22 protein-coding genes and 1 pseudogene are annotated in these 24,684 nt (G+C 71.9%); 9 read left to right on the top strand and 14 right to left on the bottom strand.

Annotation, left to right across the window (positions count from 1 at the left end; all coding sequences use genetic code 11):
* Positions 1–12: 12 nt before the first annotated feature.
* Together ACFWGP_RS00580 and ACFWGP_RS00575 are read right to left on the bottom strand one after the other, a co-directional pair.
* Positions 13–450, bottom strand: coding sequence for an Lrp/AsnC family transcriptional regulator (locus ACFWGP_RS00580; RefSeq protein WP_231429031.1), 438 nt, complete (start codon positions 448–450; stop codon positions 13–15).
* A gap of 62 nt (positions 451–512) precedes the next feature.
* Complete coding sequence (locus tag ACFWGP_RS00575) at positions 513–1,136, bottom strand: TetR/AcrR family transcriptional regulator C-terminal domain-containing protein (RefSeq protein ID WP_376929902.1); 624 nt, start codon at positions 1,134–1,136, stop codon at positions 513–515.
* 135 nt (positions 1,137–1,271) lie between these two features.
* Here ACFWGP_RS00575 and ACFWGP_RS00570 point away from each other — a divergent pair, with 135 nt between their 5' ends.
* The 4 genes from ACFWGP_RS00570 to ACFWGP_RS00555 all read left to right on the top strand — a co-directional run bounded on the left by ACFWGP_RS00570 (position 1,272) and on the right by ACFWGP_RS00555 (position 7,215).
* A complete protein-coding gene (locus tag ACFWGP_RS00570; protein WP_376929901.1) occupies positions 1,272–2,942 on the top strand; it encodes an amidohydrolase in 1,671 nt (556 codons plus the stop codon).
* A 26-nt stretch (positions 2,943–2,968) separates the two neighbouring features.
* Positions 2,969–4,348, top strand: coding sequence for an APC family permease (locus ACFWGP_RS00565; RefSeq protein WP_231429028.1), 1,380 nt, complete (start codon positions 2,969–2,971; stop codon positions 4,346–4,348).
* 95 nt (positions 4,349–4,443) lie between these two features.
* A complete protein-coding gene (locus ACFWGP_RS00560; RefSeq protein ID WP_231429027.1) occupies positions 4,444–6,375 on the top strand; it encodes a clostripain-related cysteine peptidase in 1,932 nt (643 codons plus the stop codon).
* A gap of 36 nt (positions 6,376–6,411) precedes the next feature.
* Positions 6,412–7,215 (top strand): LLM class F420-dependent oxidoreductase, encoded by an 804-nt coding sequence (locus tag ACFWGP_RS00555; protein WP_231429026.1) that lies wholly within the window; start codon positions 6,412–6,414, stop codon positions 7,213–7,215.
* A 22-nt stretch (positions 7,216–7,237) separates the two neighbouring features.
* Here the strand turns inward: ACFWGP_RS00555 and ACFWGP_RS00550 are convergent, their stop codons facing one another.
* The 3 genes from ACFWGP_RS00550 to ACFWGP_RS00540 all read right to left on the bottom strand — a co-directional run bounded on the left by ACFWGP_RS00550 (position 7,238) and on the right by ACFWGP_RS00540 (position 8,866).
* On the bottom strand, positions 7,238–7,489 hold the full coding sequence (locus tag ACFWGP_RS00550; protein WP_376929900.1) for a hypothetical protein: 252 nt from the start codon (positions 7,487–7,489) through the stop codon (positions 7,238–7,240).
* Positions 7,486–8,034 (bottom strand): hypothetical protein, encoded by a 549-nt coding sequence (locus tag ACFWGP_RS00545; RefSeq protein WP_376929899.1) that lies wholly within the window; start codon positions 8,032–8,034, stop codon positions 7,486–7,488. Before ACFWGP_RS00545 ends, ACFWGP_RS00550 begins: the two co-directional genes overlap by 4 nt.
* A 91-nt stretch (positions 8,035–8,125) precedes the next feature.
* Positions 8,126–8,866 carry a DUF4097 family beta strand repeat-containing protein gene (locus ACFWGP_RS00540; RefSeq protein WP_275506030.1) on the bottom strand — a complete coding sequence of 247 codons (741 nt, stop codon included), beginning with the start codon at positions 8,864–8,866 and terminating at the stop codon, positions 8,126–8,128.
* Positions 8,867–9,018: 152 nt separating this feature from the next.
* Between ACFWGP_RS00540 and ACFWGP_RS00535 the strand changes: the two genes are divergently transcribed.
* Both ACFWGP_RS00535 and ACFWGP_RS00530 read left to right on the top strand, forming a co-directional pair.
* A complete protein-coding gene (locus ACFWGP_RS00535) occupies positions 9,019–10,536 on the top strand; it encodes a peptide MFS transporter (RefSeq protein WP_275506031.1) in 1,518 nt (505 codons plus the stop codon).
* A 31-nt stretch (positions 10,537–10,567) separates the two neighbouring features.
* Complete coding sequence (locus tag ACFWGP_RS00530; RefSeq protein WP_231429023.1) at positions 10,568–11,311, top strand: polyprenol monophosphomannose synthase; 744 nt, start codon at positions 10,568–10,570, stop codon at positions 11,309–11,311.
* 13 nt (positions 11,312–11,324) lie between these two features.
* Here the strand turns inward: ACFWGP_RS00530 and ACFWGP_RS00525 are convergent, their stop codons facing one another.
* The 7 genes from ACFWGP_RS00525 to ACFWGP_RS00495 all read right to left on the bottom strand — a co-directional run bounded on the left by ACFWGP_RS00525 (position 11,325) and on the right by ACFWGP_RS00495 (position 20,731).
* Positions 11,325–12,554, bottom strand: coding sequence for an ROK family protein (locus tag ACFWGP_RS00525; RefSeq protein WP_231429022.1), 1,230 nt, complete (start codon positions 12,552–12,554; stop codon positions 11,325–11,327).
* Between the two features lie 215 nt (positions 12,555–12,769).
* Positions 12,770–14,359 (bottom strand): carboxylesterase/lipase family protein, encoded by a 1,590-nt coding sequence (locus tag ACFWGP_RS00520; RefSeq protein WP_376929898.1) that lies wholly within the window; start codon positions 14,357–14,359, stop codon positions 12,770–12,772.
* 9 nt (positions 14,360–14,368) lie between these two features.
* Positions 14,369–15,685: an MFS transporter gene (locus ACFWGP_RS00515; protein WP_376929897.1), complete on the bottom strand. Its 1,317-nt coding sequence runs from the start codon at positions 15,683–15,685 to the stop codon at positions 14,369–14,371.
* 224 nt (positions 15,686–15,909) lie between these two features.
* The gene (locus tag ACFWGP_RS00510) at positions 15,910–17,130 is read right to left on the bottom strand and encodes an ROK family protein (RefSeq protein ID WP_376929896.1); all 1,221 of its coding nucleotides are present in this window, start codon (positions 17,128–17,130) and stop codon (positions 15,910–15,912) included.
* Between the two features lie 3 nt (positions 17,131–17,133).
* Positions 17,134–17,712 (bottom strand): TetR/AcrR family transcriptional regulator, encoded by a 579-nt coding sequence (locus ACFWGP_RS00505; protein WP_376929895.1) that lies wholly within the window; start codon positions 17,710–17,712, stop codon positions 17,134–17,136.
* 604 nt (positions 17,713–18,316) lie between these two features.
* A complete protein-coding gene (locus ACFWGP_RS00500) occupies positions 18,317–20,122 on the bottom strand; it encodes a SulP family inorganic anion transporter (protein WP_376929894.1) in 1,806 nt (601 codons plus the stop codon).
* Positions 20,123–20,158: 36 nt separating this feature from the next.
* Positions 20,159–20,731, bottom strand: coding sequence for a TetR/AcrR family transcriptional regulator (locus ACFWGP_RS00495; RefSeq protein WP_376929893.1), 573 nt, complete (start codon positions 20,729–20,731; stop codon positions 20,159–20,161).
* A 75-nt stretch (positions 20,732–20,806) separates the two neighbouring features.
* On the opposite strand from ACFWGP_RS00495, the gene ACFWGP_RS00490 reads away from it, so the two are divergent.
* From ACFWGP_RS00490 to ACFWGP_RS00480, 3 genes are all read left to right on the top strand, one after another.
* Positions 20,807–21,382, top strand: a complete 576-nt coding sequence (locus ACFWGP_RS00490) for a dihydrofolate reductase family protein (protein ID WP_231429015.1) — start codon at positions 20,807–20,809, stop codon at positions 21,380–21,382.
* Between the two features lie 111 nt (positions 21,383–21,493).
* Positions 21,494–21,841: a hypothetical protein gene (locus tag ACFWGP_RS00485; RefSeq protein WP_275506038.1), complete on the top strand. Its 348-nt coding sequence runs from the start codon at positions 21,494–21,496 to the stop codon at positions 21,839–21,841.
* A gap of 2 nt (positions 21,842–21,843) precedes the next feature.
* Complete coding sequence (locus ACFWGP_RS00480; RefSeq protein WP_231429013.1) at positions 21,844–22,308, top strand: hypothetical protein; 465 nt, start codon at positions 21,844–21,846, stop codon at positions 22,306–22,308.
* Positions 22,309–22,636: 328 nt separating this feature from the next.
* On the opposite strand, the pseudogene ACFWGP_RS00475 reads toward ACFWGP_RS00480, so the two are convergent.
* Positions 22,637–23,869 (bottom strand): annotated as a pseudogene (locus ACFWGP_RS00475) (alpha-hydroxy-acid oxidizing protein); the annotation flags it as partial.
* Between the two features lie 17 nt (positions 23,870–23,886).
* Positions 23,887–24,609, bottom strand: a complete 723-nt coding sequence (locus tag ACFWGP_RS00470) for a FadR/GntR family transcriptional regulator (RefSeq protein WP_376929892.1) — start codon at positions 24,607–24,609, stop codon at positions 23,887–23,889.
* Between the last annotated feature and the right edge of the window lie 75 nt (positions 24,610–24,684).

Here is a 24,684-nt window from a genome sequence, read left to right as displayed (position 1 = left end):
GTCGCCCGCGGGTCAGTCGCGGTTGCGGTTGACGAGGCGCGAGAGCACGATCGCGCTGCGGGTGTGGTCGACGTTGGGGGCGATGCGCACGCGCTCGAGCGCGTCTTCGAGCGAGGCGATGTCGCGCGCGCGGATCTGCACGATCGCGTCGGCCGAACCCGTGACGGTGCCGGCGTAGACGACCTCGGGCACCTCCTGCAGGATGCGCTTGAGCTCGTCGGGCGCCACGGTGCCGCGGCAGAACAGCTCGACGTAGGCCTCGGTCGACATGCCGTCGACGGTGGGATCGACCTGGATCGTGAACGACCGGATCACGCCGTCGGCGACGAGTCGGTCGACGCGCCGCTTCACCGCGGAGGCGCTGAGCCCGACCGACGAGCCGATGTCGCCGTAGCCCGCCCGGGAGTTCTGCCGCAGCAGATCGAGGATCGCGCGATCGAGGTTGTCCATGGTGGGAGTGTACGCGGATTCTTTGCGCGACAACACCGGATTGCGGCGGAATCGTGCTTGCGCTAGTCGACCGGGGTGAGCGCGGCCGCGCGCCGCGCGCGAAGCCCGTCGAGCAGTGCGGCCATGCCGATCTCGAACGCGGCGATCGCGCTCGTCGACTCCTGGTACTCGGGCGCGAGGGCGGCGTGCACCATCTCGAGCTCGGCGGGCACGGAAGCCTGGTCGAGCATGTCGCTCGGAGCGACGATGTCGAGCGCCGAGCCGAGCACGTGCGCCTCGACCGTGCGCATCACGGCGACCGCGTGGTGCATCGGCCACCCGGCATCGATGAGCGCGCCGATGACGACGTCGTAGATCTCGAACGTCGACACGTCGCGGATGGGCGTCGTCGCGAGCACGCGGATGAGGTTCGGGTGCGCGGCGAACACGGTCAGGTACGAGCGGGCCCAGGCCTCGAGGGCGACGTCCCACGGGTGCTCGCCGAACGCCGAGGTGTCGATGTCGCGCACGATGTGGGCGCGCACCAGTTCGATGAGCTCGTCGCGGCTGCCGACGTGGTTGTAGAGCGACGAGACCTGGCGGTGCACGCGGCCCGCGAGGGTGCGCATCGTGAGCGCATCGCTGCCCTGCTCGTCGACGATCTCGAGCGCGACGCGCACGAGCTGTTCGCGATTCACCGTCGACATGTTGCGCCCCGCATCTTCCGTTCGCCCTGCGGAGAGTGTAACCTCTCAGCACTCGGTACGAACAGTGTTCGTACGAACGATGTTCGTACGGCCCGCACATGCGGGCGGACGCGGCTCACGGAAAGCAACGGTGCATTGACCACGACCCACTTCTTCGGCGGAACCATCTGGCGCGGGGCCGGTGAGGCCACGTCGCGCTCGCTCCTCGTGCGCGACGGCGTCGTCGTCGCGCTCGACGACGAGGCGGATGCCGCGGCCGCGGCCGTCGTCGCCGCTTCGCCCGCCGATCTCGAGCGGGTCGACCTCGACGGCGGGTTCCTCATGCCCTCGTTCGGCGACGGCCACGCCCATCCGCTCTTCGGCGGCCTCGAGGCCGAGGGTCCGGCGGTACGCGACTGCCGCTCGGTCGAAGCGATCGTGGCCGCCGTCGGCGAGTACGCCGCCGCGCACCCCGACGTGCCCTGGATCTTCGGCGCCTCGTACGACCCGGCCCTCGTCGAGGCGGGGCTCTTCGACGCCCGCTGGCTCGACGAGGCGGTCGCCGATCGCCCCGTCGTGCTGCGGGCCTACGACTACCACACCATCTGGGTCAACTCGAAGGCGCTCGAGCTCGCCGGCATCGACGCCGCGACCCCCGAACCCGTGCTCGGCGAGATCACCCGCCGCGCCGACGGCAGCCCGCTCGGCACGCTGCGCGAGTGGGGCGCCGTCGACCTCGTGCTCGACGTCGCGCCGACCCGGCCCGCCGACGAGCGACGTCGCGCCCTGCAGCGCGCAGGGGAGTACTACCTCTCGCACGGGGTCACCTGGGTGCAGGACGCCTGGGTCGAGCCCGGCGACGTCGACAGCTACCTCGACGCCGCCCGGCACGAGTTGCTGCCCGTGCGGTTCAACCTCGCGCTCTACGCCGACCCGCGCCGCTTCGCCGTGCAGTTGCCGCGCATGCTCGACTCGCGTCGCCGCGTCGAGGCGCTCGGGTCGCCGCTGCTCACCGCGAACACGGTCAAGTTCTTCGCCGACGGCGTCATCGAGTCGGAGACGGGCGCGCTGCTCGAGCCGTACTGCTCGGCACTGCACAAGCACGGCATGTCGGTCTGGCAGGGTCGTGATCTCGACGACGCCGTCCGCGCGGTCGACGCGGCGGGGTTCCAGGTGCACATCCACGCCATCGGCGACGCCGCCGTGCGCCAGGCGCTCGACGCCATCGAACGGGCGCTCGACGCCAACGGTCCGCGCGACCGACGCCCCGTCATCGCCCACGCCCAGCTCGTCGACGACGCCGACCTCGCCCGCTTCGCGGAGCTCGGCGTCATCGCCTGCATGCAACCGCTCTGGGCCCAGCTCGACCCGCTCATGACCGTGCTCACGGTGCCCCGCCTCGGTCGGGAGCGCGCCGACCGCCAGTACCGGATGCACTCGATCGACGAGTCGGGCGCGGTGCTCTCGTTCGGCTCCGACTGGCCGGTGAGCTCGGGCGCCCCGCTCGACGGGCTCGCGATCGCGGCCTCCCGGCAGACGGCCGACGGCGTTCCCGCCGGCGGCTGGACCCCCGACGAGATCCTCCCCGTCGACCGCGCGCTCGACGCGTACTCGGCCTCGGTCGCCTACCAGGCGTTCGGGGATGCCTCGGCCGTCGACGCCCGCGACGCGGCATCCGCCCCGTGGGGCCGCATCGAACCCGGTGCGAGCGCCGACCTCGTCCTGCTCGCGCGCGACCCGCGCGAGCTCGAACCGGGCGAACTGCCCGTCCTCCCCATCCGCGCCACCTATCTCGCAGGAAGCCCCCGATACCGCGCCGCAATGTAGCGGCGCCCACGAAAGGATCCCCCACCATGTCCCAGTCGACCGGCCCCGAGCCGTTGATCTCACCCACGTCGGCCACCGCCCAGGTCACCGAGGGCCGCTTCAAGCGGGTGCTCGGAGTGCCCTCCCTCACGCTGTTCGGCCTGGCCTACATGGTGCCGCTCACGGTGTTCACCACGTACGGCATCGTGACGCAGATCACGGGCGGCCGGGTGGCGGCGGCGTACATCATCACCCTCGTCGTCATGGTGTTCACCGCTCGCTCGTACGCGCGGATGGCGGTCGCGTACCCGTACGCCGGCTCCGCGTACGTGTACGCGCAGCGCAGCTTCGGCGGCGCCGTCGGGTTCATGGCCGGGTGGGCGCTGCTGCTCGACTACCTCTTCCTGCCGATGATCAACTACCTGGTGCTCGGGTTGTACCTGAACACCGCCTTCCCCGTCGTTCCGCCCTGGGTCTGGATCGTGCTGTCGATCGCGATCGTCACCGTGCTGAACCTCATCGGCATCGTCTCGGTCGCCCGCGCGAACTTCGTCATCATCGCCGTGCAGGTGATCTTCATCGTCGTGTTCGTCTCGCTGGTCTTCGCCTCGGTGGGCGGCAGCGACGTCGACCTGCTGGCTCCGTTCACCGGTGACGGCACGGTCGAGGGCTTCGCACCGCTCTTCGCGGGCGCGGCGATCCTCTGCCTGTCGTTCCTCGGCTTCGACGCGGTGTCGACCCTCTCGGAGGAGGCGAAGGACTCGACCCGCACGGTGCCCCGGGCCATCATGATCACGACCATCGGTGCCGGCCTGCTCTTCATCGTGCTCGCGTACTGCGCCCAGATCGGGTTCCCGTCGAACGAGTTCGGCTCGGCCGACACCGCGGCGTTCGACGTCGTGCAGGCGGTCGGCGGCCAGTGGCTGACGCCGCTCTTCATCGCCGGGTTCGTCGCGGGCGCCTTCGGCTCCGCCCTGACCTCGCAGGCGTCGGTCGCGCGCATCCTCTTCGCGATGGGCCGCGACGGCGTGCTGCCGCGGTCGGTCTTCGGGCACCTGAACAAGCGCTTCGGCACCCCGCACGTGGCGATCCTCATCGTCTCGGCGGTGTCGCTGCTCGCGATCGTGTTCGACCTGACGCTGCTCAGCGAGATGATCAGCTTCGGCGCGCTCATCGCGTTCTCGGTCGTGAACCTGGCGGTCATCAAGCACTACTACGTCGACCGCAAGGAGCGGTCGGGCATCGCCGTGCTGCGAAACCTGATCCTGCCCCTCGTCGGCTTCGGCCTCACGGTCTGGCTGTGGACGAACCTGTCGCCGCGCACGTTCATCATCGGCCTCTCGTGGCTCGCCATCGGCGTCGTCATCCTCGCGATCGCCACGAAGGGCTTCCGCCGGCCGACCCCGATGCTCGACCTGAAGGAGTAGCCGTGCCGGGCGGGGTCGTGCGATCTGTGTGAAATCCGGCCCCGCCCGTGCGCCGCGCTTGAGGCCGTCCCCCGGCCATCGCCACGATGGGGGACATGGTGCCGAAAGTCTGGTGGGGAATTCTGGCGGCGATCTTCGCGGTGTTCGTCATGTTCGTGGGGGTGCTCTACAACTCGTCGTCCTCGACGCCGGTCGCGACCGGGCCGGGCGTCGAGGGTGAAGGCGAGCACAAGAGCTGGACGTTCATGGTCTACATGATCGGTGACACCAACCTCGAGCCGTACGCGCTCGACGACCTCGCCGAGATGGCGTCGGTCGGCTCCACCGACGAGGTGAACATCGTCGCGCTCGTCGACCGCAGCGCCGACTACACGACCGATCCGGCCGTCGACCTCGCCGACTGGGAGGACACGGTCTCGTTCCAGGTGCAGCAGGATCACCTCGCGATCATCGACGAGCCCGGCGAGCTCAACATGGGCGCCCCCGAGACCCTCGCGGACTTCATCGCCGACACGACGACGCGGTTCCCGGCCGACCAGTACGGCCTCGTGCTCTGGGACCACGGCGCCGGCTGGCCGGGAATCGGGCCCGACGAGACCGACGGCTACGACGTGCTCGACCTCGACGAGATGAACGCGGCCCTCACCGACGGACTGGGCCGCGCCGGAATCGACGCGCTCGACTTCATCGGGTTCGATGCGTGCCTGATGTCGACGTACGAGGTCGCGAGCGTCATGTCGGAGCACGCCGGCGTGATGGTCGCATCGCAGGAGCTCGAGCCCGGCCACGGCTGGAACTACACGGAACTCGCGACGCTCGCCGACGACCCCGGCACGACCCCGACCGACCTCGGCTCGGCGTTCATCGAGGGCTACGCCGAACAGGCGGAGGAATGGGGCACGGGCGCCGACATCACGCTCGCGATGCTCGACCTCGCCCAGGTCGCCGGGGTCCAGGAGGCCGTCACCGGACTGGCCGACGTCTACGAGGCCGATCCCGACGGCCTCGGCCCGGAGATGGCGACCGCGCAGACCGACGTGCTCGAGTTCGGCCGCAACCCCGACCCAGAGCTCGCCACGAACCAGATCGACCTCGGCGGATACGTGCAGAGCCTCGCCGAGACCGGCGGGCCCGAGGTGGCCGCCGCGGCCGAGGCGGTCGCGCAGTCGCTCGACGCGCTCGTGCTCGACGAGACGACCGGGCCGGCGACCGACTCGGCATCGGGCCTCTCCATCTACTTCCCCGAGGTCGAGGCGTACTTCTCGGACGACTACTACTCCCTGCGGGACGTGCCCGCGTGGCCCGACGCCCTGTCGGCGTTCTTCGACAGCGGAAGCCGGCTCGCCGACGACGTACGTGCGCGGTTCGAGACGGGCGACGATGCGACCGAGGTGGCGTTCGACGACGACGGCGTCGCCTTCACGGCCTACCTGCCGCCGGCATCGGCCGCGGCGGTGATCAGCTCGACCGTCTCGGTCGGCTACCGCGACGGGGACGACCTCGTCTATCTCGCCGAGATGCCGGCCGCGCTCACGGCGGGCGACGACGAGGCGTCGGTGTCGGCCCGGTACGACCTGACCTACCTCACGCTCAGCGACGGCGACGGCGAGATCGCCGTCTACCAGGACATCACGACCGACGACGAGACCGGCTACCGCACGATCGACGTGCCGCTCGAGTACGTCGCGCCCGACGACGACGAGTACCAGGACGCCCTGCTCTCGATCGTCGTCGACGCCGACGGCTCGGTCCTCGAAGAGGACTTCTACGTGGTCGACGAGTCGGGCACCTACGGTGCGATGACGCCCGACCCGGAGGCGACGATCTACCCCGTCGCCCTCGTGCTCACGGGCGACGAGGAGTGGGAGTACCAGCGCACCGACGACGACGGCATCGCCGCCGACCTGCCGTCCATCGAGTACGCGCTCGAGTACCTCGAGTCGGGCACGACCCTCGTGCTCGACGCCGACGTGCAGGACTACGGGCAGGAGGCCGACACGGTGAGCGTCGAGGTGGTCATCCCCTGACCGGCTGAACCGCAACCCGAGTCGTAGGCTGGGCGCATGCCCTACGACGATCGTGCGCGCCTCGGCGTGCAGCTGCAGCCCCAGCACGCCCGCTACCCGGCGATCCGCGATGCCGTGCTGCGCCTCGAAGAGCTCGGTGCCGACCTCGTGTTCAACTGGGACCACTTCTTCCCGTTGCACGGCGATCGCGACGGGCTGCACTTCGAGGCGTGGACGATGCTCGGCGCCTGGGCCGAGCAGACCGAGCGCATCGAGTTCGGCACGCTCGTCAACTGCAACTCGTACCGCAACGCCGACCTGCAGGCCGACATGGCCCGCACCCTCGACCACATCTCGGCCAAGGGCACGGGCGTCGGCCGCTTCGTGTTCGGCACCGGCGCCGGCTGGTTCGAGCGCGACTACGTCGAGTACGGCTACGAGTTCGGCACCCGCGGGTCACGGCTGAACGACCTCGCGCGGGCGCTGCCGCGCATCGAGGCGCGCTGGGCGAAGCTCAACCCGGCGCCGACCCGGCGCATCCCCGTGATGATCGGCGGCAAGGGCGAGCAGAAGACGCTGCGGCTCGTCGCGAAGCACGCCGACATCTGGCACTCGTTCGTCGCGCCCGATGAGCTCGCCCACAAGCTCGACGTGCTGCGTCGGTGGGGCGACGAGGTCGGCCGGGATGTCTCGGAGATCACCGTCTCGAACGAGCTCGACCGTCACGGGGTCGATGTCGAGCACGCCGACGCGCTCTACGCGCAGGGCGTGCGACTGTTCACGATCGGGGTCGACGGCCCCGACTACGACCTCGGGCCGGTGAAGCGCTGGCTCGCCTGGCGAGACGCCCGCAACGGCTGAGACGCACGGCGTCGAGCCGGGCCTACTCGGCTTCCGGTCGCACGACCGCTCCGAAACCGGCCGTGCCGCCGGGATTGAGGAAAGCGGTGATCGGCGGGTAGTCCTCGTAGCCGACGGTGACCTGCAGGCCGGTCGCCGGAAGCATGCCGTCGGAGGTGCAGGTGGTTCCGGCGCCGCCGTTCGGCATGACCATCACGAGGCAGAGATCGGCGCCCTTCGTCACCGCATACGCCGCGGCGCCGTCCGAGCGGGTGACCAGCAGCCGGCTGCTCATGGCATCGAGTTCGGACCCCGAGACGATATCGGCGGGCAGTTCGTCGGACGGCTGGGGGTCGCGCCGGATGAGCTGTAGGCCTCCGTGGCAGTGGCGGCTTCGGCTGCTCCGATCATCATGGGTCTCTCGGCGTCGGGTGCGCTGCCGGAGCGCGGATCGCCCGCGTCGATGATGCCCAGCGAGACAGGCTCTTCCGGGATCATCGCCGAGGTCAGCGGGCCGAGGCTCGCACCGCCGACAAGGCCGGCGACGAGGGCGGCGGCCCCGGCGACGACGGCCCAGCGCGCGGTCGACCGCGTCGAGCGTGGTGACGGGGCGGCGTCGATCGCGTCGAACGGCGCGTCGGGATCGACGCCGCCCGGCGAGACGTCGGCATCGGCGCCGGCGGCAGCGCCAGCGGCAACGGCCTCGCCCGCGTGCGCCGCGACGTCCGCGAGCTCGAGCAGCTCCGCCTCGGCGGCCGCCCGCTCTTCGGGCGAGGCATCCGCACCGTAGGCGATCCGCTGCAGGCGTCGCCGCCGTTCGTCGTGCTCGGAACCGTCCACGCGACCTCCGGGTTCGGCCGGCAGGCCGCCGGGTCTGCTCAGACTGCCGCAGGCCGCGCGCCGTGGCAAGCGGCAGCCGCTGCGGGCCGCGTCACCGGCCGACGACGCGGATGGCCCCGTTCGACGTCGAGAGGTCGAGCAGGAACTCGCCGTCGGCGAGGTCGTCGATGTCGACGTCGACCGAACCGTTCGAGGTGTCGGTCTCGACCCGGTAGGTCGCCCCGTCGGTCGGCACGGCGAGGTCGATCGCCCCGTTCGACGTGCGCGCCTCGACCTCCTGCCCGGTCTCGAGCTGCAGGTCGATCGCCCCGTTCGAGGTCACGGCGCGGATTCCGGCGCCGGCGAGGCCGCGACCCTCGATGCGCCCGTTGCTCGTGCGCGCAGCGACGGTGCCCGACACCTCGTCGAGCTCGATGCGTCCGTTGTTCGTCTCGACGTCGACGTCGGACACGTCCGTGAGCTCGATGGACCCGTTCGACGTCGAGCCGCGCACCTCGACGCCTGCCGGCAGCGACACCGTGTAGTCGACCGAGCAGTTGCGCCCGCAGCCGCCGAGCACGAGCACGCCGTCGCGCACCTCGGCGGTCTCGCGGGTCGGGCGCTCGCCGCGGTACGACACCGTGCGCTCGACCGTGACGGGTCCGGAACCGGACCCGCCCTCGACGCTCACCGCACCGTCGGGATCGTCGATCTCGATCGCGCGCACCGGTTCGTCGAACGATGCGTCGTCGCTGAACCGCTCGACCGGCGCCAGCCAGGCGCACCCGGCGACGAGTGCGGTCGCCGCGACCGCGACGGCGGATGCGATGGTCCGGGTGGTGCGCGTCATCATGCCTTCTCCTCGGGGCACGGTGTCTCCCAGCCCCCATTCGATGGTGGCACGTGGAAGGCGACGTCGCACGGGGGAGGACCCCCGGGGGTCTCGTGACGCTCGCTGCGCTCGCTCCTCAACCCGCTCGACGGGTGGGGAGTAGGGTGACCCGCATGGGCAGTGTCACCGAACCTGCCCCGGGGGAGTACGGACCGCCTGAGCCGGGTGTGACCGACGGCGGCGAACGCGATACCCGGGGCGACCACGGATTCTTCGGGCAGCCGCGACCGCTGATCCACATCTTCGGCGTGGAGATGTGGGAGCGGTTCAGCTTCTACGGCATGCAGGGCATCCTGCTGCTCTACCTCTACTACTCGGTCGCCGACGGCGGGCTCGGCATGGACCAGACCGCTGCGGCGGGCATCGTCGGCGCCTACGGCGGCACGGTCTACCTCTCGACGATCCTCGGCGCGTGGATCGCCGACCGGCTGCTCGGCAGCGAACGGGTGCTGTTCTACAGCGCGAGCGTCATCATGGCCGGCCACCTCGCCCTCGCGTTCCTGCCGGGCTTCTGGGGGGTCGGCGTCGGGCTCGTGCTCGTGGCGTTCGGCTCGGGCGGCCTGAAGGCGAACGCCACGAGCGTCGTCGGCACGCTGTACTCGGAGCACGACCCGCGTCGCGACGCGGGCTTCTCGATCTTCTACCTCGGCATCAACCTCGGCGCGTTCCTCGGGCCGATCCTCACGGGGCTCGCGCAGACCACGCTCGGCTTCCACTGGGGCTTCGGGCTCGCCGCGGCCGGCATGGCGTTCGGCCTCATCCAGTACTCGTTCGGCCGCAAGAAGCTGCCGGCCGAGGCATCCGTGGTGCCGAACCCGCTGCCGCGCGACCGCATCGGGCTCGTGATCGGCATCGCCGTGGCGGCCGTCATCCTCGTCGCCGTGCTCGTGCTCACCGGTCTCGTGACCGCGACGAACCTCGTGAACTGGGTGATCGGCGGCACGATCGCCGCGGCCGTCGCGTACTTCATCGTGATCCTCGCGAGCAAGCACCTCTCGTCGACCGAGCGCAGCCGGGTGTTCGCGTTCATCCCGCTGTTCATCGCGAGCGTGGCGTTCTGGTCGCTCTACCAGCAGCAGTTCACGGTGCTCACGATCTACTCCGACGAGCAGCTGAACCGCGACCTGTTCGGCTGGGAGATGCCGGTGTCGTGGGTGCAGTCGATCAACCCGATCTTCATCATCGTCCTGTCGGGCGTGTTCGCCGCGATCTGGACGAAGCTCGGCGACCGGCAGCCGTCGACGCCCGTCAAGTTCGCGCTCGGCACGATGATCATGGGCGTCGCGTTCCTGCTGTTCCTGCCGTTCGCGGGCGGTGGCGAGGGCTCGACCCCGCTGCTCTGGATGGTGCTCATCCTCTTCGTGTTCACGGTCGCCGAGCTGCTGCTCTCGCCCGTGGGGCTGTCGGTCACGACGAAGCTCGCACCGCGGCGGTTCCACACGCAGATGGTGGCGCTGTTCTTCCTGTCGATCGCGCTCGGCACGTCGATCGCGGGCCTGCTCGCCGAGTTCTACACGGTCGTCGACCAGGTGACGTACTTCGGTGTCCTGGGTGCCATCGCGATCGTGCTCGGCGCCGCGCTCGCGCTCGGCAGCCGCGGGGTGCTGAAGCTCATGGCCGGAGTGCGGTGAGGGGTCGCCCGCACCGGTTACGATTCTCTGGATGTCCCGACCGCTCGTGGTGATTCCCACGTACAACGAACGTGAGAACCTCGCCTCGATCGTGGCGAGGGTGCGCACGGCGGTTCCCGATGCCTCGGTGCTGGTGGTCGACGACGCATCGCCCGACGGCACCGGGGTGCTCGCCGACGAGCTCGCGGCCGCCGACCCCGCGGTGCAGGTGCTGCACCGCGGCGGCAAGGAGGGGCTCGGCGCCGCCTACCTCGAGGCCTTCGACTGGGCGCTCGGGCACGGGTTCGACCCCGTCGTGCAACTCGATGCCGACGGGTCGCACCAGCCCGAGCAGCTGCCGTCGCTGCTCGCCGCGCTCGCGGGCACCGACCCGGCCGGCGAACCCGTCGACCTCGTGATCGGTTCCCGCTGGATCCCGGGCGGGGCGATCGAGAACTGGCCCCGGCGCCGTCAGCTGCTCTCGCGCGGCGGCAGCGCGTACGCGCGCTGGGTGCTGCGGCTGCCGACCCGCGACGCGACCGCCGGGTATCGCGCGTTCCGCGCCGACGCGCTGCGGCGCATCAGGCTCGAAGACGTGCACACGCGCGGCTACGGCTTCCAGGTCGACATGCTGTGGCACGCCCGCGAGGCCGGACTCACCGTGGTCGAGGTGCCCGTGACCTTCGTCGAGCGCGAGCGCGGTCGCTCGAAGATGAGCGCCGGCATCGTCGTCGAGGCGATGCTGCGCGTGACCGGCTGGGGCATCTCGAGCCGGTTCCGCCGACCCCCGCGCTGAGCGCGCCGAGCCCTCAGCCGGCGAGCAGCAGCGGCTCGGCGAGCAGCCGTTCGCGGGCCTGCAGGCGGGCCCCCACGAGTGCGGCCTCGCCGCCGACACGGCTCGGCGAGAGGGTCGGGATCGCCTCGAGCGCACCGCCGCCGAGCGTCGGCCGGTTCGCCCGGAAGGCGGCGTCGATGTCGCCGATCAGCTGCCCCCAGTAGCCGCCGACGACGACGACGGTCGGGTCGAGGGTCGGCACCATGAGCTGCAGCGCCCGACCGACCCAGTGGGCGGCGTCGAGCCACGACCAACGGGCGCGGTCGTCGGCGGACCGCACCCCGGCGACGAGCTCCGCGAGCGCGGCGAGCTGCCCCTGCTCGGCAGCCAGGTCGGCGAGGCCGGCACGTTCGACGATGCGCTCGGGAGCGGCGACGGTGACGAGGCATCCCTGCTGGCCGCATTCGCAGCGCACCCCGCCGGGAACGACGGGCAGGTGGGCGAAGCCCGTGGCGAGCCCGTGCGCGCCGGGCATGGGGCGTCCGCCCGAGATCGTCGCTGCGGCGAGGGCGTCGTCGCCGACGATGTAGAGCACGTCGTCGATGCCGGGCAGTTCGGAGTGCTCGGCCGCGACGGCCGCGGCCGCAGCCGGGCGCAGCGAGACCGGCAGCGCGAGCGACGACTCGACGTCGGCGAACGCGGGGGCGTACCCGCGCAGCACCCCGAGCAGGTCGAGCGGTTCGGCGCCGAGGCGGGGGTCGGCGACGACGATCGCGGGCCGGCCGACGACGGCGCCGCCGGCGAGCACCGTGACCTCGGCGATGGGATGCTTCCCGCGCTGCGCGCGGCCGATCGACCTCGAGAGCACGGTCGAGAGCAGCTCGAGGGGGTCGGCTTCGATCGTGAGCGGCTCGGTGAATCGGGCGAGCTCGGTGCCGTCGAGCGCGGCGACCGTCGCGATCGCCTCATCGGTGCCGAGCATCGCCGTGATGAGCGCGTGGTCGGCGGCCGCGAGGGTGAGCGGGGCGGCGCGACCGTCGCCCGCCGTGCCCGACGCTCCGGGACGCAGCACGCCCGAGTCGAGGAGTCGCGAGGTGAGCCCGGCGATCGTGCCGCGGCCGAGGCCGGTCGCGGACGCGAGCTCCGAGCGGGTCGCGGGCCCGTGCACGACGAGGTGATCGAGCAGCCGGGCCGACTGCGCGCGGTGCACCTCGTCGAGCGGGCCGGTGGTGGTGGGTACGGGATGTTCGCCGGCCGCGGTCATGTTCGCAAGCATGCTCGGCTCGGGTCACGCGGTCACGTACCCCGTTCGGGGGGCATTTCGTACCGTGCGGTGCGCGCCGCCGGGGCACCGGCGGGTGCTCGCCCTGGTGCCGGGGCTCGGTCTTCGGAACGGATACGCCGGTTCCCCCTCATCGCTGAGGGGGAACCGGCGTCGCGTGAACGGATGTCCGGCCGATCGATCCGGCCCGCTCGGCGTCAGAGCAGGGGGCGCACGCTCGCGTAGCCGTCGTCCGCCACGATCGACGGGGTATCGTAGACGCGCGTCGGGTACGCGTGCGGGTCGGCGCCCACGGGCGCCCACGGCACCGAGCCGCCGACGACGAACGCGACCGCGCCCGCGTGCAGCTCGTCGGCCAGCGCCTGCGGCGGGTTCGGGCCGGCGAGCGGCACCATCGCGGGGCCGTCGAGGCAGTCGAAGAAGAACGGCACGTCGAGGCAGTGCTCGGCGAAGCCGAACGTGCCGCTGGGCCAGGCGAAGCGGTAGAGCCACGTGCCGCCCGTGGGCCCGTCCGTCGCGCCGGTCGCCGCCGCGCGGGCGGCGACGGCGCGCAGCATCGGCACCTTGAACATGCGGTCGGTGATGAGCCGGCCGAGCAGCCTGGCGTTGCCGTGCTTCGCGACCTCGCGGTTGGCGTCGAGGTACGGGCGCACACGGGACTTCGACAGGCCCGACTTCTTCAGCAGCATCGACTTCGGCACGAACCGCAGCGCCGTCGGCGCATCGAGCAGGGCCATCGCGAACTCGTCGTCGGTCGCGCCGAGCACGAGCGGCTTGTCGGCGCCCACGCCCGCGGCGAACGAGTCGATCGTCGAACGGCGCAGCAATTCGCCGTCGATCGCGGGCCCGAGCTGCAGGCCGACCTCGAGCAGGTCGTTCATGGCGTCGGGGCCCTCGAGCGCGGTGGCCGACTTCTGCACCTCGATCAGGCGCTCCTCGCTCACCGATCGGAACCCGGCGAGGGTCGGCTCGACGCCGAGCTCGGCGGCGACCCTGCGACCGAGCGCCTCGGCCCGCGAGGGCGTCACGTCGGCCGTCGCGCCCGAGATCGCGTACACCCCGTGGAAGAGGTGCTGCGCCGCCTCCATGCCGAGCAGCGTGAGCACCGCGCCGCCGCCGGCGGACTGGCCGGCGATCGTCACGCGCGCCGGGTCGCCGCCGAACGCGGCGATGTTCTGCTGCACCCACTCGAGTGCGAGCAGCCAGTCGCGGACGCCGCGGTTCGATGGGGCGTCGGCGATCCAGCCGAAGCCGTCGAAGCCGAGACGGTACGAGATCGTCACGGTGACGACGCCGTCGCGGTTGAAGTTGCGGCCGTCGTACCAGGGGCTCGCGGGGGAGCCCGCGAAGTAGCCGCCGCCGTGGATCCAGACGAGCACGGGCAGGCCGGCGTCGCCCTCGGCGGGGCGCTCGGGCGAGGGGGTGAAGACGTTCACGTTCAGCGTCGAGTCGCCCTCGATGCTCGGCTCGGGGATGAGCGTCACGCCGGGATCGCCGCGCTGCGCGGTCGGCGCGAACTCGAGGGCGTCGCGCACCCCCGCCCACGGCGCCTTCGGCACGGGCGCCGCGAACCGCAGTTCGCCGACCGGCGCCTCGGCGAACGGGATGCCGAGGAACGCCGCCGACCGCGCGGCACCGCGACCTCCGCTCGCGTCGGCTGCGTGGCGAACGGTCGGGCGCCACCGGCCGCGCACGCGGCCGCCGAGGGTGTCGACCTCGACGAACGGGGATGCCGCGGAGGCATCCTGCTCGGTGCTCGTGCCCGGCCGGGCAGGGGTGTGCGACATGTGGATCTCCTAACGCACGCTCTTGATCGGGGCCGTCGCGATCGCCGCGACGACCGTGAGCACGATGCCGAAGACGAACAGCATCGCATAGCCGCCGAGCGAGGTGATGATGATGCCGGCGATCGCGGCGCTCATCGCCTGCGGCACGTTGGTGGCGATGTTGAGGATGCCGAGGTCCTTCGCGGCGGCCGTTCCGCCGCCGGGCAGCACCTCGGTCATGAGGGCGGCATCGACCGACATGTAGAGCCCGAAGCCGATGCCGTTGACCACGTTCAGGATGATCATGCCGGTCATGTCGGGCATGAGGATCGGGGCGACGAAGCCGGCGGCCATGATCGCCGACGACACGTAGATGAAGACCTTGCGCTTGCCGATCCTGTCGCTCCACCAGCCCGAGAGGGCGATCGCCGCGAGCGTGGGCACGAGCGAGACGAGGGTCAGCATGACGGTGGCCTGGCCGGCCTCGACGAGCGACATGCCGACGTAGTCGGTCAGCATGTAGAACGACATCGCGACGACGACGAAGTAGCCGAGCATGAGCGCGAAACGGGCGGTGAAGGCCCAGGCGAAGTCGGGGTACTGCCTGGGGCTGACCCAGAAGCCCGCGAGGAACTTCTTCCAGCTCCAGGCCTCGACCGCTGCCTCCTTCGACGACCAGTCGCGGTCGACGACGACGAAGACGACCGTCACCACGATGATGGCGATGCCGTACGAGGCGTAGCCGAGGCCGAGGTCGAGGGTCTCCGCGAAGACGCCGGCCGCCATGATGCCGAGCGTCATGCCGACCTGGGTGCCGATGCCGAACATGGCGCTCGCGCCACCGCGCCTGTCGCGCGGGAAGCGGTCGGGCGTGATCGCCGAGAGCGGGCCCTGCACGGCGTTCAGCGCCACCTGGATGAGGACCCAGAAGACGCCGACCCAGAACACCGAGTCGAGGAAGCCCATGCCGAGCAGCAGCACGCCGCCGATGAGCGCGCCGCCCACCATCCACGGGGCGCGCCGCCCGAGGCGGGAGCGGGTGCGGTCGCTGATCGCGCCGACGATGGGCTGGGCGAACAGCGTGAACACGAACGACAAGGTCGAGACGATGGCGAGGTTCTGCACCTTGTTCGCGTCGTCGATGATCGCGACCTGCATCGGCAGCAGGATGGCCCCGATGCCGCCGTAGATGCCGAACAGCACGAGGCCGACGGTGAGCAGGCCCGGCAGCGTGCGCCACGTGGGCGGCGGGCTCGCGGGCGGGTCGCCGTGCAACGGCTCGGTCGCGGTGATCACCCCGGTGGGGGCGAGCTCGGTGGCGGGGTCGCTGGGGGGCAGAGCGGACAACGGTGGCTCCTCTTCGTCGAGACGGCCGAGCGGGGGGCTGGGCGGGTCGGTGCGAGCGCGTGCGGTGAAAGACGAATGGCACTCGGCAATGAGTATGCACCTCGCAGGGTATAAATTCAACCGTTGAACTAATCTCGCGAACGGGCGGCCCGGTTCGCATGGGCGCTGCCCGATCGGCGCGCGGCGGCCGCGGTTCGCGTGGGCCCCGGGCGAGTCGGCCGGGTTCAGCGCGCGAGCAGCAGCTGCGGGTCGGCGAGCAGGCGGTCGCGGGCCTCGTGCACCGCCCCGAGGAGCGCCGCGTCCGAGCCCAACCGGCCCGCCTCGATCGCCGGCACGGCCGGCCACGAGCCGTCCCCCCGCGTGATGGTCGGCCGATTCTCCCGGAAGGCCGCCTCGATCGACGCGGTGAGCCTCGACCAGTAGCCCCCGATGACGATCACCTCGGGGTCGACGGCGAGCGAGAGGATCTGCAGCGTGCGCGCGATCCAGGGGAGGGCGCCCCGCCAGGCCGCGGCGGCGAGCGGCTCGCCCGCGAGGATGCGCGCCGCCAGCTCGTCGAGGGTCGCGCCGAGGCCGCGCTCGCCGACGAGGTTCGTGAGACCCGCACGCTCGAGCAGCACGTCGGGGCCGGCGACGGTCACGAGGCAGCCCCGCTGGCCGCACTCGCAGTGCCGTCCGTCGGGCACCACGGGGAGGTGGCCGAGCGCGCCGCCCGCCCCGTGCGTGCCCTCGAGGATGAGGCCGCTCGACACGATCGCGCCGCCGATGCCCGAGTTGCTCTTGAGGTAGAGCAACGCATCGACCCCGGGCAGCAGTGCGCGCTCGGCGAGCGCCGCGAGCCAGCCGTCTGAGGCGAGCGTGACGTTCGCGCCGGGGTCGAGCTCGGGGAGGCGCTCCCGCAGGCCGGCGGCGACGTCGACCGCATCCCAGCCGAGATCGGTGTCGGCGAGCACGACCGCCGGCTCCCCGCCGACGGGTGCGAACACGACGACCGGCAGCTCGGCGACGCGGCGGCCCAGCGCGGCCGTGGCGTCGAGCGCCTCGCCGACGGCGGTCGCGAGCAGGTCGAGCACGCGGCCGGGGTCGCCCATCGGGCGGCCGTGCTGGCGCGAGGTGCGGTGCAGCTCGGTTCCGGCGAGGTCGGTCACGAGCGCGGTCGCGGTGTCGGCGTCGACCTGCGCGACGACGATCGCCACCTCGGGCGCATCGAGTTCGAGGCGCGTCACCGGACGGCCGGCCCCGCCCGGCTGGGGTGGCTGCTCGCGCAGCACGCGGGCATCCGTGAGCGACGCGACGAGGGCGGTGACGGCGCCCCGCGTCAGCCCCGTGGCGGTGGCGATCTCGCTGCGCGCGCTCGGGCCGGCCGCCGCGACGTGCCCGAGCACGAGCGACAGGTTGTGGCGACGGACGTCGCCCGAGACGAGCGAGCGGGCGGAGCGGGGCACGCGTCAGCTCCGGCGGACGACGAGCTGCCAGAGGTAGGCGATGCTCTCGGCCATGTCGATCGACGGGTCGAGCATCCACTGGGTCTGCAGGCCGTCGGCTGCGGCGAGGAAGAGGTTCGCGGTCTGCTCGGGGTCGACGTCGGCGGGGACGTTGCCGGCCGCCTGCTCGTCGCGGATGAGGTCGGAGAAGCGCAGCCGGAACTGCCGGTACCGCTCGATGAAGAACTCGCGCGCCGGGTGGTCGGGGTCGCCCGCCTCGGTCGAGAGCTGGGCGTAGAGGCGCACGAGCCCCGGGACCTCGGCGTTGTGGCGGATGACGGCGAAGAACCCGTCGATCGGGCGCTCGCGCTCGCCCTCGAGCGCCTGGCTGTCGACCTCGTCGCGCTTGCGCAGGATCTCCTGGAAGAGCTCCTCCTTCGAGGAGAAGTAGTGCAGGAGGCCTGCCTGGCTGAGCCCCACCGCGTCGGCGAGCTCGCGCACGCTCGCACCGCGGTAGCCGTTGCGGGCGATGACCTCGAGCGCGGTGGTGAGGATCTCCTCGCGCTTCGCGACGCCCTTCGCGTACGAACCCCTGCTTGCCATATCTGCATGCTAGTCGCTTGCGCGTCAAAACCGAGTGACATATGGTTTTCGCGCTCGGTCTCATCGGCGAGGCCGCCTCGAGAAGCGATCCCCCGGATGGCGATGGCGTCACCGTGTCGTACGAGCAGATCGGGCGGCTCATCGCCGCGGCGAACGCGGGTGGCGACGGGGCCCGGTAGGACGCGTACGGGTCCTACCGGAGCCGACTCCGGCACCGCCGCCGGACGGGCGTCGGTGGCGGCGTCGCACCGGGGCGCCGCCCGAGGCGAGCAACCCTGAGACGGCCGGCTCCGATCGGCGCATCATTCGGCGGGACGGCCCGGGTGCGAGGCATCCGGCCGCCCCGTAGCTTTCGGAGCATGGACCTCGCCGTCGTCGCCGGCGCGATCTCGACCGGCCTCTTCGCCATGAGCTACCTGCCCATGCTGGTGAAGGCGGCGCGCACGAAGGACCTGTCGTCGTACAGCGTCGGTAACCTCGTCATCACGAACGTCGGCAACGCGCTCTACACGGTCTACGTGGTGAGCATGCCGTTCGGGCCGATCTGGTTCCTCCACGGCTTCTACCTCGCGAGCTCCGCGCTCATGCTCGCCTGGTTCCTGCGCTACCGGTCGCGGTCGGATGCCTCGGGCTCGCCCGGCCCCGACGAGGCGGAGGGCGCGGCGAACGCGCGCGCCGCGGCGAGCCCGGCGTCGAGCGAGTCGCCGATCCGCGGTGTCGCGGCGAAGACCCGGTCGCGGCCGATCACGACGGTCGCCCGGGTCGCATCGAGCTGGGTCATGACCCGGTCGCCGAGCCCCACGAGGATGAGCGCGCCGCCGGCTCGCCGCAGGCGCTCGGCGTAGTCGGTGACGACCCGGATGAACGTCGAGCCGAGCTCGTCGGTGCCGCGCATGCGCAGCACCACGACGGCGCGCTCGCAGCGGTCGGGGATCTCGGGCAGCTGGCCGGCGAAGATCGGTGCGGCCGCGAAGAACAGGCTGCCGTAGGGCACGAGCACGACGACCTCGCCGGGCGCGAGCACCGCGGGCGGCTCGGTCTCGACGGGGTGCGGGCTCGAGTCGTCGTAGACCCAGCGACGGATCACGACCCGGTTCGACTGCCGGGCCACGTGCAGCACCACGGCGAGGCCGACACCGACGAGCACGGCGTACTGCAGCGGCACGATGAGCGTGAGCACGAAGGTGACCGCGAGCACGCTCGCCTGGATCGGGCCGGTTCGCCACACCATCACGAGGTCGCGCGGCTTGAACGTGCGCACGCCGACGAGGATCAGCAGGCCTGCCAGGGCGGGCATCGCGACCTGCGTGATGACGCCGCCGAGCAGCAGCACGCCGACGATCATGACGACGGCGGCGAGGAGGTTCGCGAGCGCGCTGCGGGCACCCGCGGCCCGCACGATGGCGGTCGCCGACATCGAACCGCCGACCGGCATGCCCTGGAAGAGCCCGCTCGTGAGGTTCGCGATGCCCTGTCCGCGGAAGTCGGCGGACGCGTCGGGGTACTCGCCGTCGGGGTTCGCGATGGACCCGGAGATCGCGGCGCCCTGCACGAGCCCGACCAGGGCGAGCGAGAGCGCGGGCACCAGCAGGTCGAGCGTGAGGGACGGGTCGGGCAGCGCGGGCAGTGGGATCGCGTTCGGCACGTCGGTGAGGTCGCCCACGATGGCGGCGTCGCCGAACCACGGCACGAGCGGCAGCAGCGAGGCGAGCACGACGGCCACCACGAGCGAGAGCGGGCCGAGGAAGGTGCGCTCGAGCAGCAGGATGAGCCCGATCGTCACCGCCCCGATGACGAGGCTCGGCCAGTGGATCGACGTGAGGTGGGCGAACGTGTCGATGGTCCGGATGATGCGGTTCGCGCCCTCGCCCGCGTAGCCGGTGAGGTTGGCGAGCTGGCCGAGCACGATGTTCACCGCGACGGCGTTGATGAAGCCGACGAGCACGGCGGTCGGGATGAACCGCACGAGCGAGCCGAGCCGGGCGAGACCGAGGCCGAGCATGACGAGGCCGGTGAGGATCGACAGCGTCGCGATGACGACGCCCTGCCGGTCGGAGCCGACCACCAGGGGCACGTCGGCGATCATGACCGACATCGCCCCGGTCGCCTGCACCGACATGTAGACCGAGCCCGTCGCGAGCGCGCCGCCCAGCGTGCCGAACAGGTAGCCGTAGAGGCCGTAGACGGGGTTCACCCCGGCGAGCACGCCCGAGGCGAGGCCGTCGGGGATGCTCTCGATGCCGAGCACGAGCCCGGCGCGGGCGTCGGAGAGCATCGTGCGCCGGGTGCCGAACCGGGCGAGGTAGCGGCGCACCGGCCCGCGCTTCGGAGGGTGCGGGGCGCCGGCCGGCGGCTCGGCGGGCGGCTCGGCCGAGTCGTTCTGGCCCGTCTCGCCCGCGGCATCCGACATGCTCGACCTCCCCACCGCTCATCGTAGGGGGCCGCGTCAGGTGCGGGGCAGCAACCCCGCCACGAGCGCGTCGACGATCTCATCGGTCGAGGTGCCGGGATCGATCGGCGTCGTGAGGCGATCGAGCACGAGCCCGTCGAGGGCGTAGTGGAAGAGCGCGATCTCGCGGCGCCCGCCGGGCAGTCCCGCTGCCTCGTTGAAGGCGATGTCGGCGGCGAACGCGGTGCGCTGCCATTCGTGGAGCACGGCGGCGATCTCGGGCCGGCGGGTGCTCTCGAGCCGGAGCTCGAAGAGGGCGAGGGTGACGTCGCGCTCGGTGCTCAGCCGTCGCACGATGTCGCGCACGTAGTCGGCGAACAGCGCGGGGCCCGCGGGCTGGCCGGCGCGGATCTCGAGGTCGTCGTCGGTCGGTCCGAGTCGCTCGCCGATGCGCGCCACGAGCCCGGCGATGAGGGCGTCGCGGCTCGCGAAGTAGTTCGATGCCGTGCCGAGCGGCACCCCGGCCGCGCGGTCGACCGCACGGTGCGTGAGCCCGCGCGCTCCTTCGGCGGCGAGCACGCCGATCGCGGCATCGGCGAGCAGTCGGCGGCGTTCGTCGTTCCGGGCCATGCGGTCGAGTCTAGACAAGATCACGACAGGTGTAGTAGTTTCGCAACCACAACATCAGTAGTGGATAAGGAAACGATGCGAGAACTCGTGTACTACGTGGCCGTCAGCCTCGACGGCTTCATCGCCGGGCCGAACGGCGAATTCGACGCGCTCGACGCCGAGGGCGACCACATGGCGACGATCTACGAGCGCTACCCCGACGCGATGCCGACGGCGGGTGCCGCAGCGCTCGGGGTCGAGCAGTCCGGCGCCGTCTTCGACACCGTGCTCATGGGCTGGAACACCTACGCGATCGGGCTGCCCTTCGGCATGACGAGTCCGTACTCCCACCTCCGGCAGATCGTGTTCTCACGGTCGCACCGGGCCGAGGGGGCGAACCTCGTCGTCGTCGACGACGATCCCGTCGACGTCGTGCGGGCGCTCAAGGCCGAGGCCGGCGGCACCGACATCTGGCTGTGCGGCGGTGGGGCGCTCGCCGGGCAGCTGGTCGACGAGATCGACCGCCTCGTGCTCAAGGTGAACCCGAAGCTGTTCGGTACCGGCATCCCGCTCTTCGCCGGGCTCGACTACCGGCCGCGCGCCTTCGAACCGGTCGAGAGCACGAGCCACGGGTCGGGCGTCACGATCGCCGAGTTCGCACGGCGGCGCTGAGCCGGCCGCTCCCGGGGTGTTCGGGGCCGTTCGCTCTGCGGCGCGCCCGCAACCCCCTTGTCGACCCGGCGGTCGCAACGTAGACCGGGAGGGTATGGAAGGGAGCACGACATGGCGATCAGGCTGAACGAGACGGCGCTCCGCCACGCGAGGTCGCTCGTGCGCGACGACAGGGTCGAGCGCGACGAGCGCGACGACTGGAGCGAGCACGCGCCGAGCGCCGACGAGGAGAACGCGTTCATCGACGACGAGGGCTGGACCGAGTACCGGCACTGGCACCTCGGCATCGACGACGACGCCGACAATGAGACGAAGGAGGCGTACTCGTTCCCCTACGGCGACTTCCGCAGGGTGCACCGATGCGCCGTGATCTCGCTCGAGAGCCGGGCCGGGCAACACGACCACGACGAGATCCGCGACGCGGCGAAGCGCCTGCTCGAGCTGATCGACGAGGGGTGAGCATGCGGGAATCGAAGAGGGCCGACCGCCGCCGCGCGAAGGAGGCGATCGCCGCGGTGCGCGAGCTGGAGGACGAAGTGCGCCGCATGGCGAAGCGGCTGCCGGGCGACGCGCGGGCCAGGCGTCGCCTCGAGTCGGCCGTGGAGTTCGCGGAGGCCGCGGCCCTCGCCGCCGACGCCGAGCGCCGCAGGTCGCCGCGTTTCGCCGCAGAACGAGCGGCGCTTGCGGCCGCCCGGCTGGATCGGGCCTCGATCCGGTACGGAGCGGCCCCCGCGTCGACCGGACGCGCGGGTGACGTGCCGCCGGTCGGCGCCGATGCCGCCCTGCGAGCCCGACGGCGTGCGAAGCTCGTGAAACGCCGGCGCACGCAGGCCGAGCAGGCGCGCAAGATGGCGGCCCGTGCGGCCGCGCTCACGATCGCCCAGTCGATCGTGGTGCCGAAGGGGCGCACCGGGCGGGCGCGCTGAGCTCGCCGGTCTACTGAGGGCGTCGATCCGGCGCGTCCGGCTCACCGGGCCACGGGCCGCGCCGGTCGCCTCACTCGGCGGCGGCCGTCTTCGGCTTCGTCCCTCGGGCAGTGCGGGGCTTCGCGACCGTCTTCGCCGTGGTCGCCTTCGCGGTGGTGGTCGCCTGCTTCGCAGCGGCGGTCGCCCTCGCTGCCGGGGCGGCCTTCGCCGCCGCAGTCGTCTTCGCGGAGGCGGCGGCCGCGGCCCGCGTCGCCGGCTTCGCCGCGCGCGGGCTCCGGACGGTCGTGGGCCTCGCCGACGAGGCCTCGGCCGCGGCATCCTGCACCGGCCGTGCGATGGGCTGCAGTCGGGCCAGCTGCGTCACGTGCTGGGGGCCGAGCTCGTCGAGCGTCTCGACCTCGAGCAGCTTCATGGTGCGCTCGATCTCGGTGCGCAGGATCGAGATCGTCTTGTCGACGCCCGCGCGACCGCCGGCCATGAGGCCGTAGAGGTAGGCGCGGCCGATGAGCGTGAACCGGGCGCCGAGGGCGATGGAAGCGACGATGTCGGCGCCGTTCATGATGCCGGTGTCGACGTGCACCTCGAGGTCGTCGCCGACCTCGCGCACGACGTGGGGCAGCAGGTGGAAGGGGATCGGCGCCCGGTCGAGCTGGCGCCCGCCGTGGTTCGACAGCACGATCGCGTCGACGCCGCGGTCGGCGAGCAGCTTCGCGTCGCCGACGGTCTGCACCCCCTTGACCGCGATCTTGCCGGGCCAGATGTCGCGGATGATGTCGAGGTCGTCGAACGAGATCGTCGGGTCCATCGCCGAGTCGAGCAGCTCGCCGACCGTGCCGCCCGTCGAGCTGAGCGACGCGAACTCGAGCTTCGGGGTCGTCAGGAAGTTGATCCACCACGCCGGTCGCGGGATGGCGTTGACGATCGTGCCCGGCGTGAGCTGCGGCGGGATCGAGAAGCCGTTGCGCTTGTCGCGCAGGCGCGCGCCAGCGACGGGGGTGTCGACCGTGAAGAAGAGGGTGTCGAAGCCGGCGGCCGCGGCGCGCTTCGCGAGGTCGTACGAGATCTCGCGACGGCGCATGACGTAGAGCTGGAACCAGTTGCGCCCGTTCGGGTTCGCCGCCTTCACGCCCTCGATCGAGGTCGTGCCGAGCGTCGAGAGCGTGAACGGGATGCCCGCCGCGCCCGCTGCACCGGCGCCGGCCACCTCGCCCTCGGTCTGCATGAGGCGGGTGAACCCGGTCGGCGCGATGCCGAACGGCAGGGCGCTCGGGCCGCCGAGCACCTCGCGGCTCGTGTCGACCTCTGGCACGTTGCGCAGGATGCCGGGGTGGAACTCGATGTCCTCGAACGCCTGGCGGGCGCGGGCCAGCGACAGCTCGCCCTCGGCCGCGCCCTCGGTGTAGTCGAACGGCGCCTTCGGCGTGCGGCGCTTCGCGATCGCACGCAGGTCGGCGATCGTGAGCGCCTTGTCGAGCCGGCGCTTCGTCGCGTTGAGCTCGGGGGCCTTGAAGCGCATGAGCTCGGCGAGCTCCTTGGGGTTCGGGAACTGGCGCTGGACCATCGTGGTGCGTGCCTCTCTCAGTGGTGGTCGATGAACGTCTCGGCGTAGTACCCCGAGATGTGGTCGTGGATGCGGGTACGGGCGGCCGCGGCATCGCCCGCGCGGATGGCGTCGACGACCCCGCGGTGCTCGCCGCGCAGGCGAGCGGAGGTGGTCGGCCAGTCGTCGATGCGGGCGAGCCCCTCGAGCGCGTAGCCCTCGATGCCGCTGCGCAGGCCCGCCATGGTCGCGGTGATGACCTGGTTGCCGGATGCCTCGGCGAGCGCCAGGTGGAACTCGGCGTCGAGTGCGAGGAACTCGGCGGGCTCGAGCGCGGGGGAGTCCATCGCGTCGAGCAGGCGGTCGGCGGCGGCGAGGTCGGGGGAGTGGGCGCCGCCGTCGAGGCTGCCGCGCTCGGCGAGCTCGCCCGCGACGGCGGTCTCGAGCAGCAGCCGGGTGCGCACGATGTCGGCGACCGGGAACCCGCTCGCCGCCACCTGCAGCCGCATGAGCGCGCTCATGCCGCCCGACGGTGTCGCGATGATGATGGCGCCCGCGTTCGGGCCCGAGCCCGTCTGGGTGCGGATGAGCCCGAGCACCTCGAGCACCCGCAGCGCCTCGCGCACGCTCGAGCGGCCGACGCCGAGGTCGGCCGAGAGGGCCCGCTCGCCGGGCAGTCGGTCGCCGGGGCGCAGGCGGCCCTCGATGAGCTGCGACTCGATGTGCTCGAGCACGGTGCGCCACGCGCGCGTCTCGCTCATGCTCCGTCGCCTCCGTGCCTGCACCCACTGTGGTCAGACCACAGCGTACCAGATGTGGTCAGACCACAGAGCGTC

The sequence above is a fragment of the Agromyces sp. NPDC127015 genome (assembly GCF_042725165.1).
In the GTDB taxonomy this organism is placed as follows: domain Bacteria; phylum Actinomycetota; class Actinomycetes; order Actinomycetales; family Microbacteriaceae; genus Agromyces; species Agromyces chromiiresistens.
This window is presented reverse-complemented; position numbering and strand designations above follow the sequence as displayed.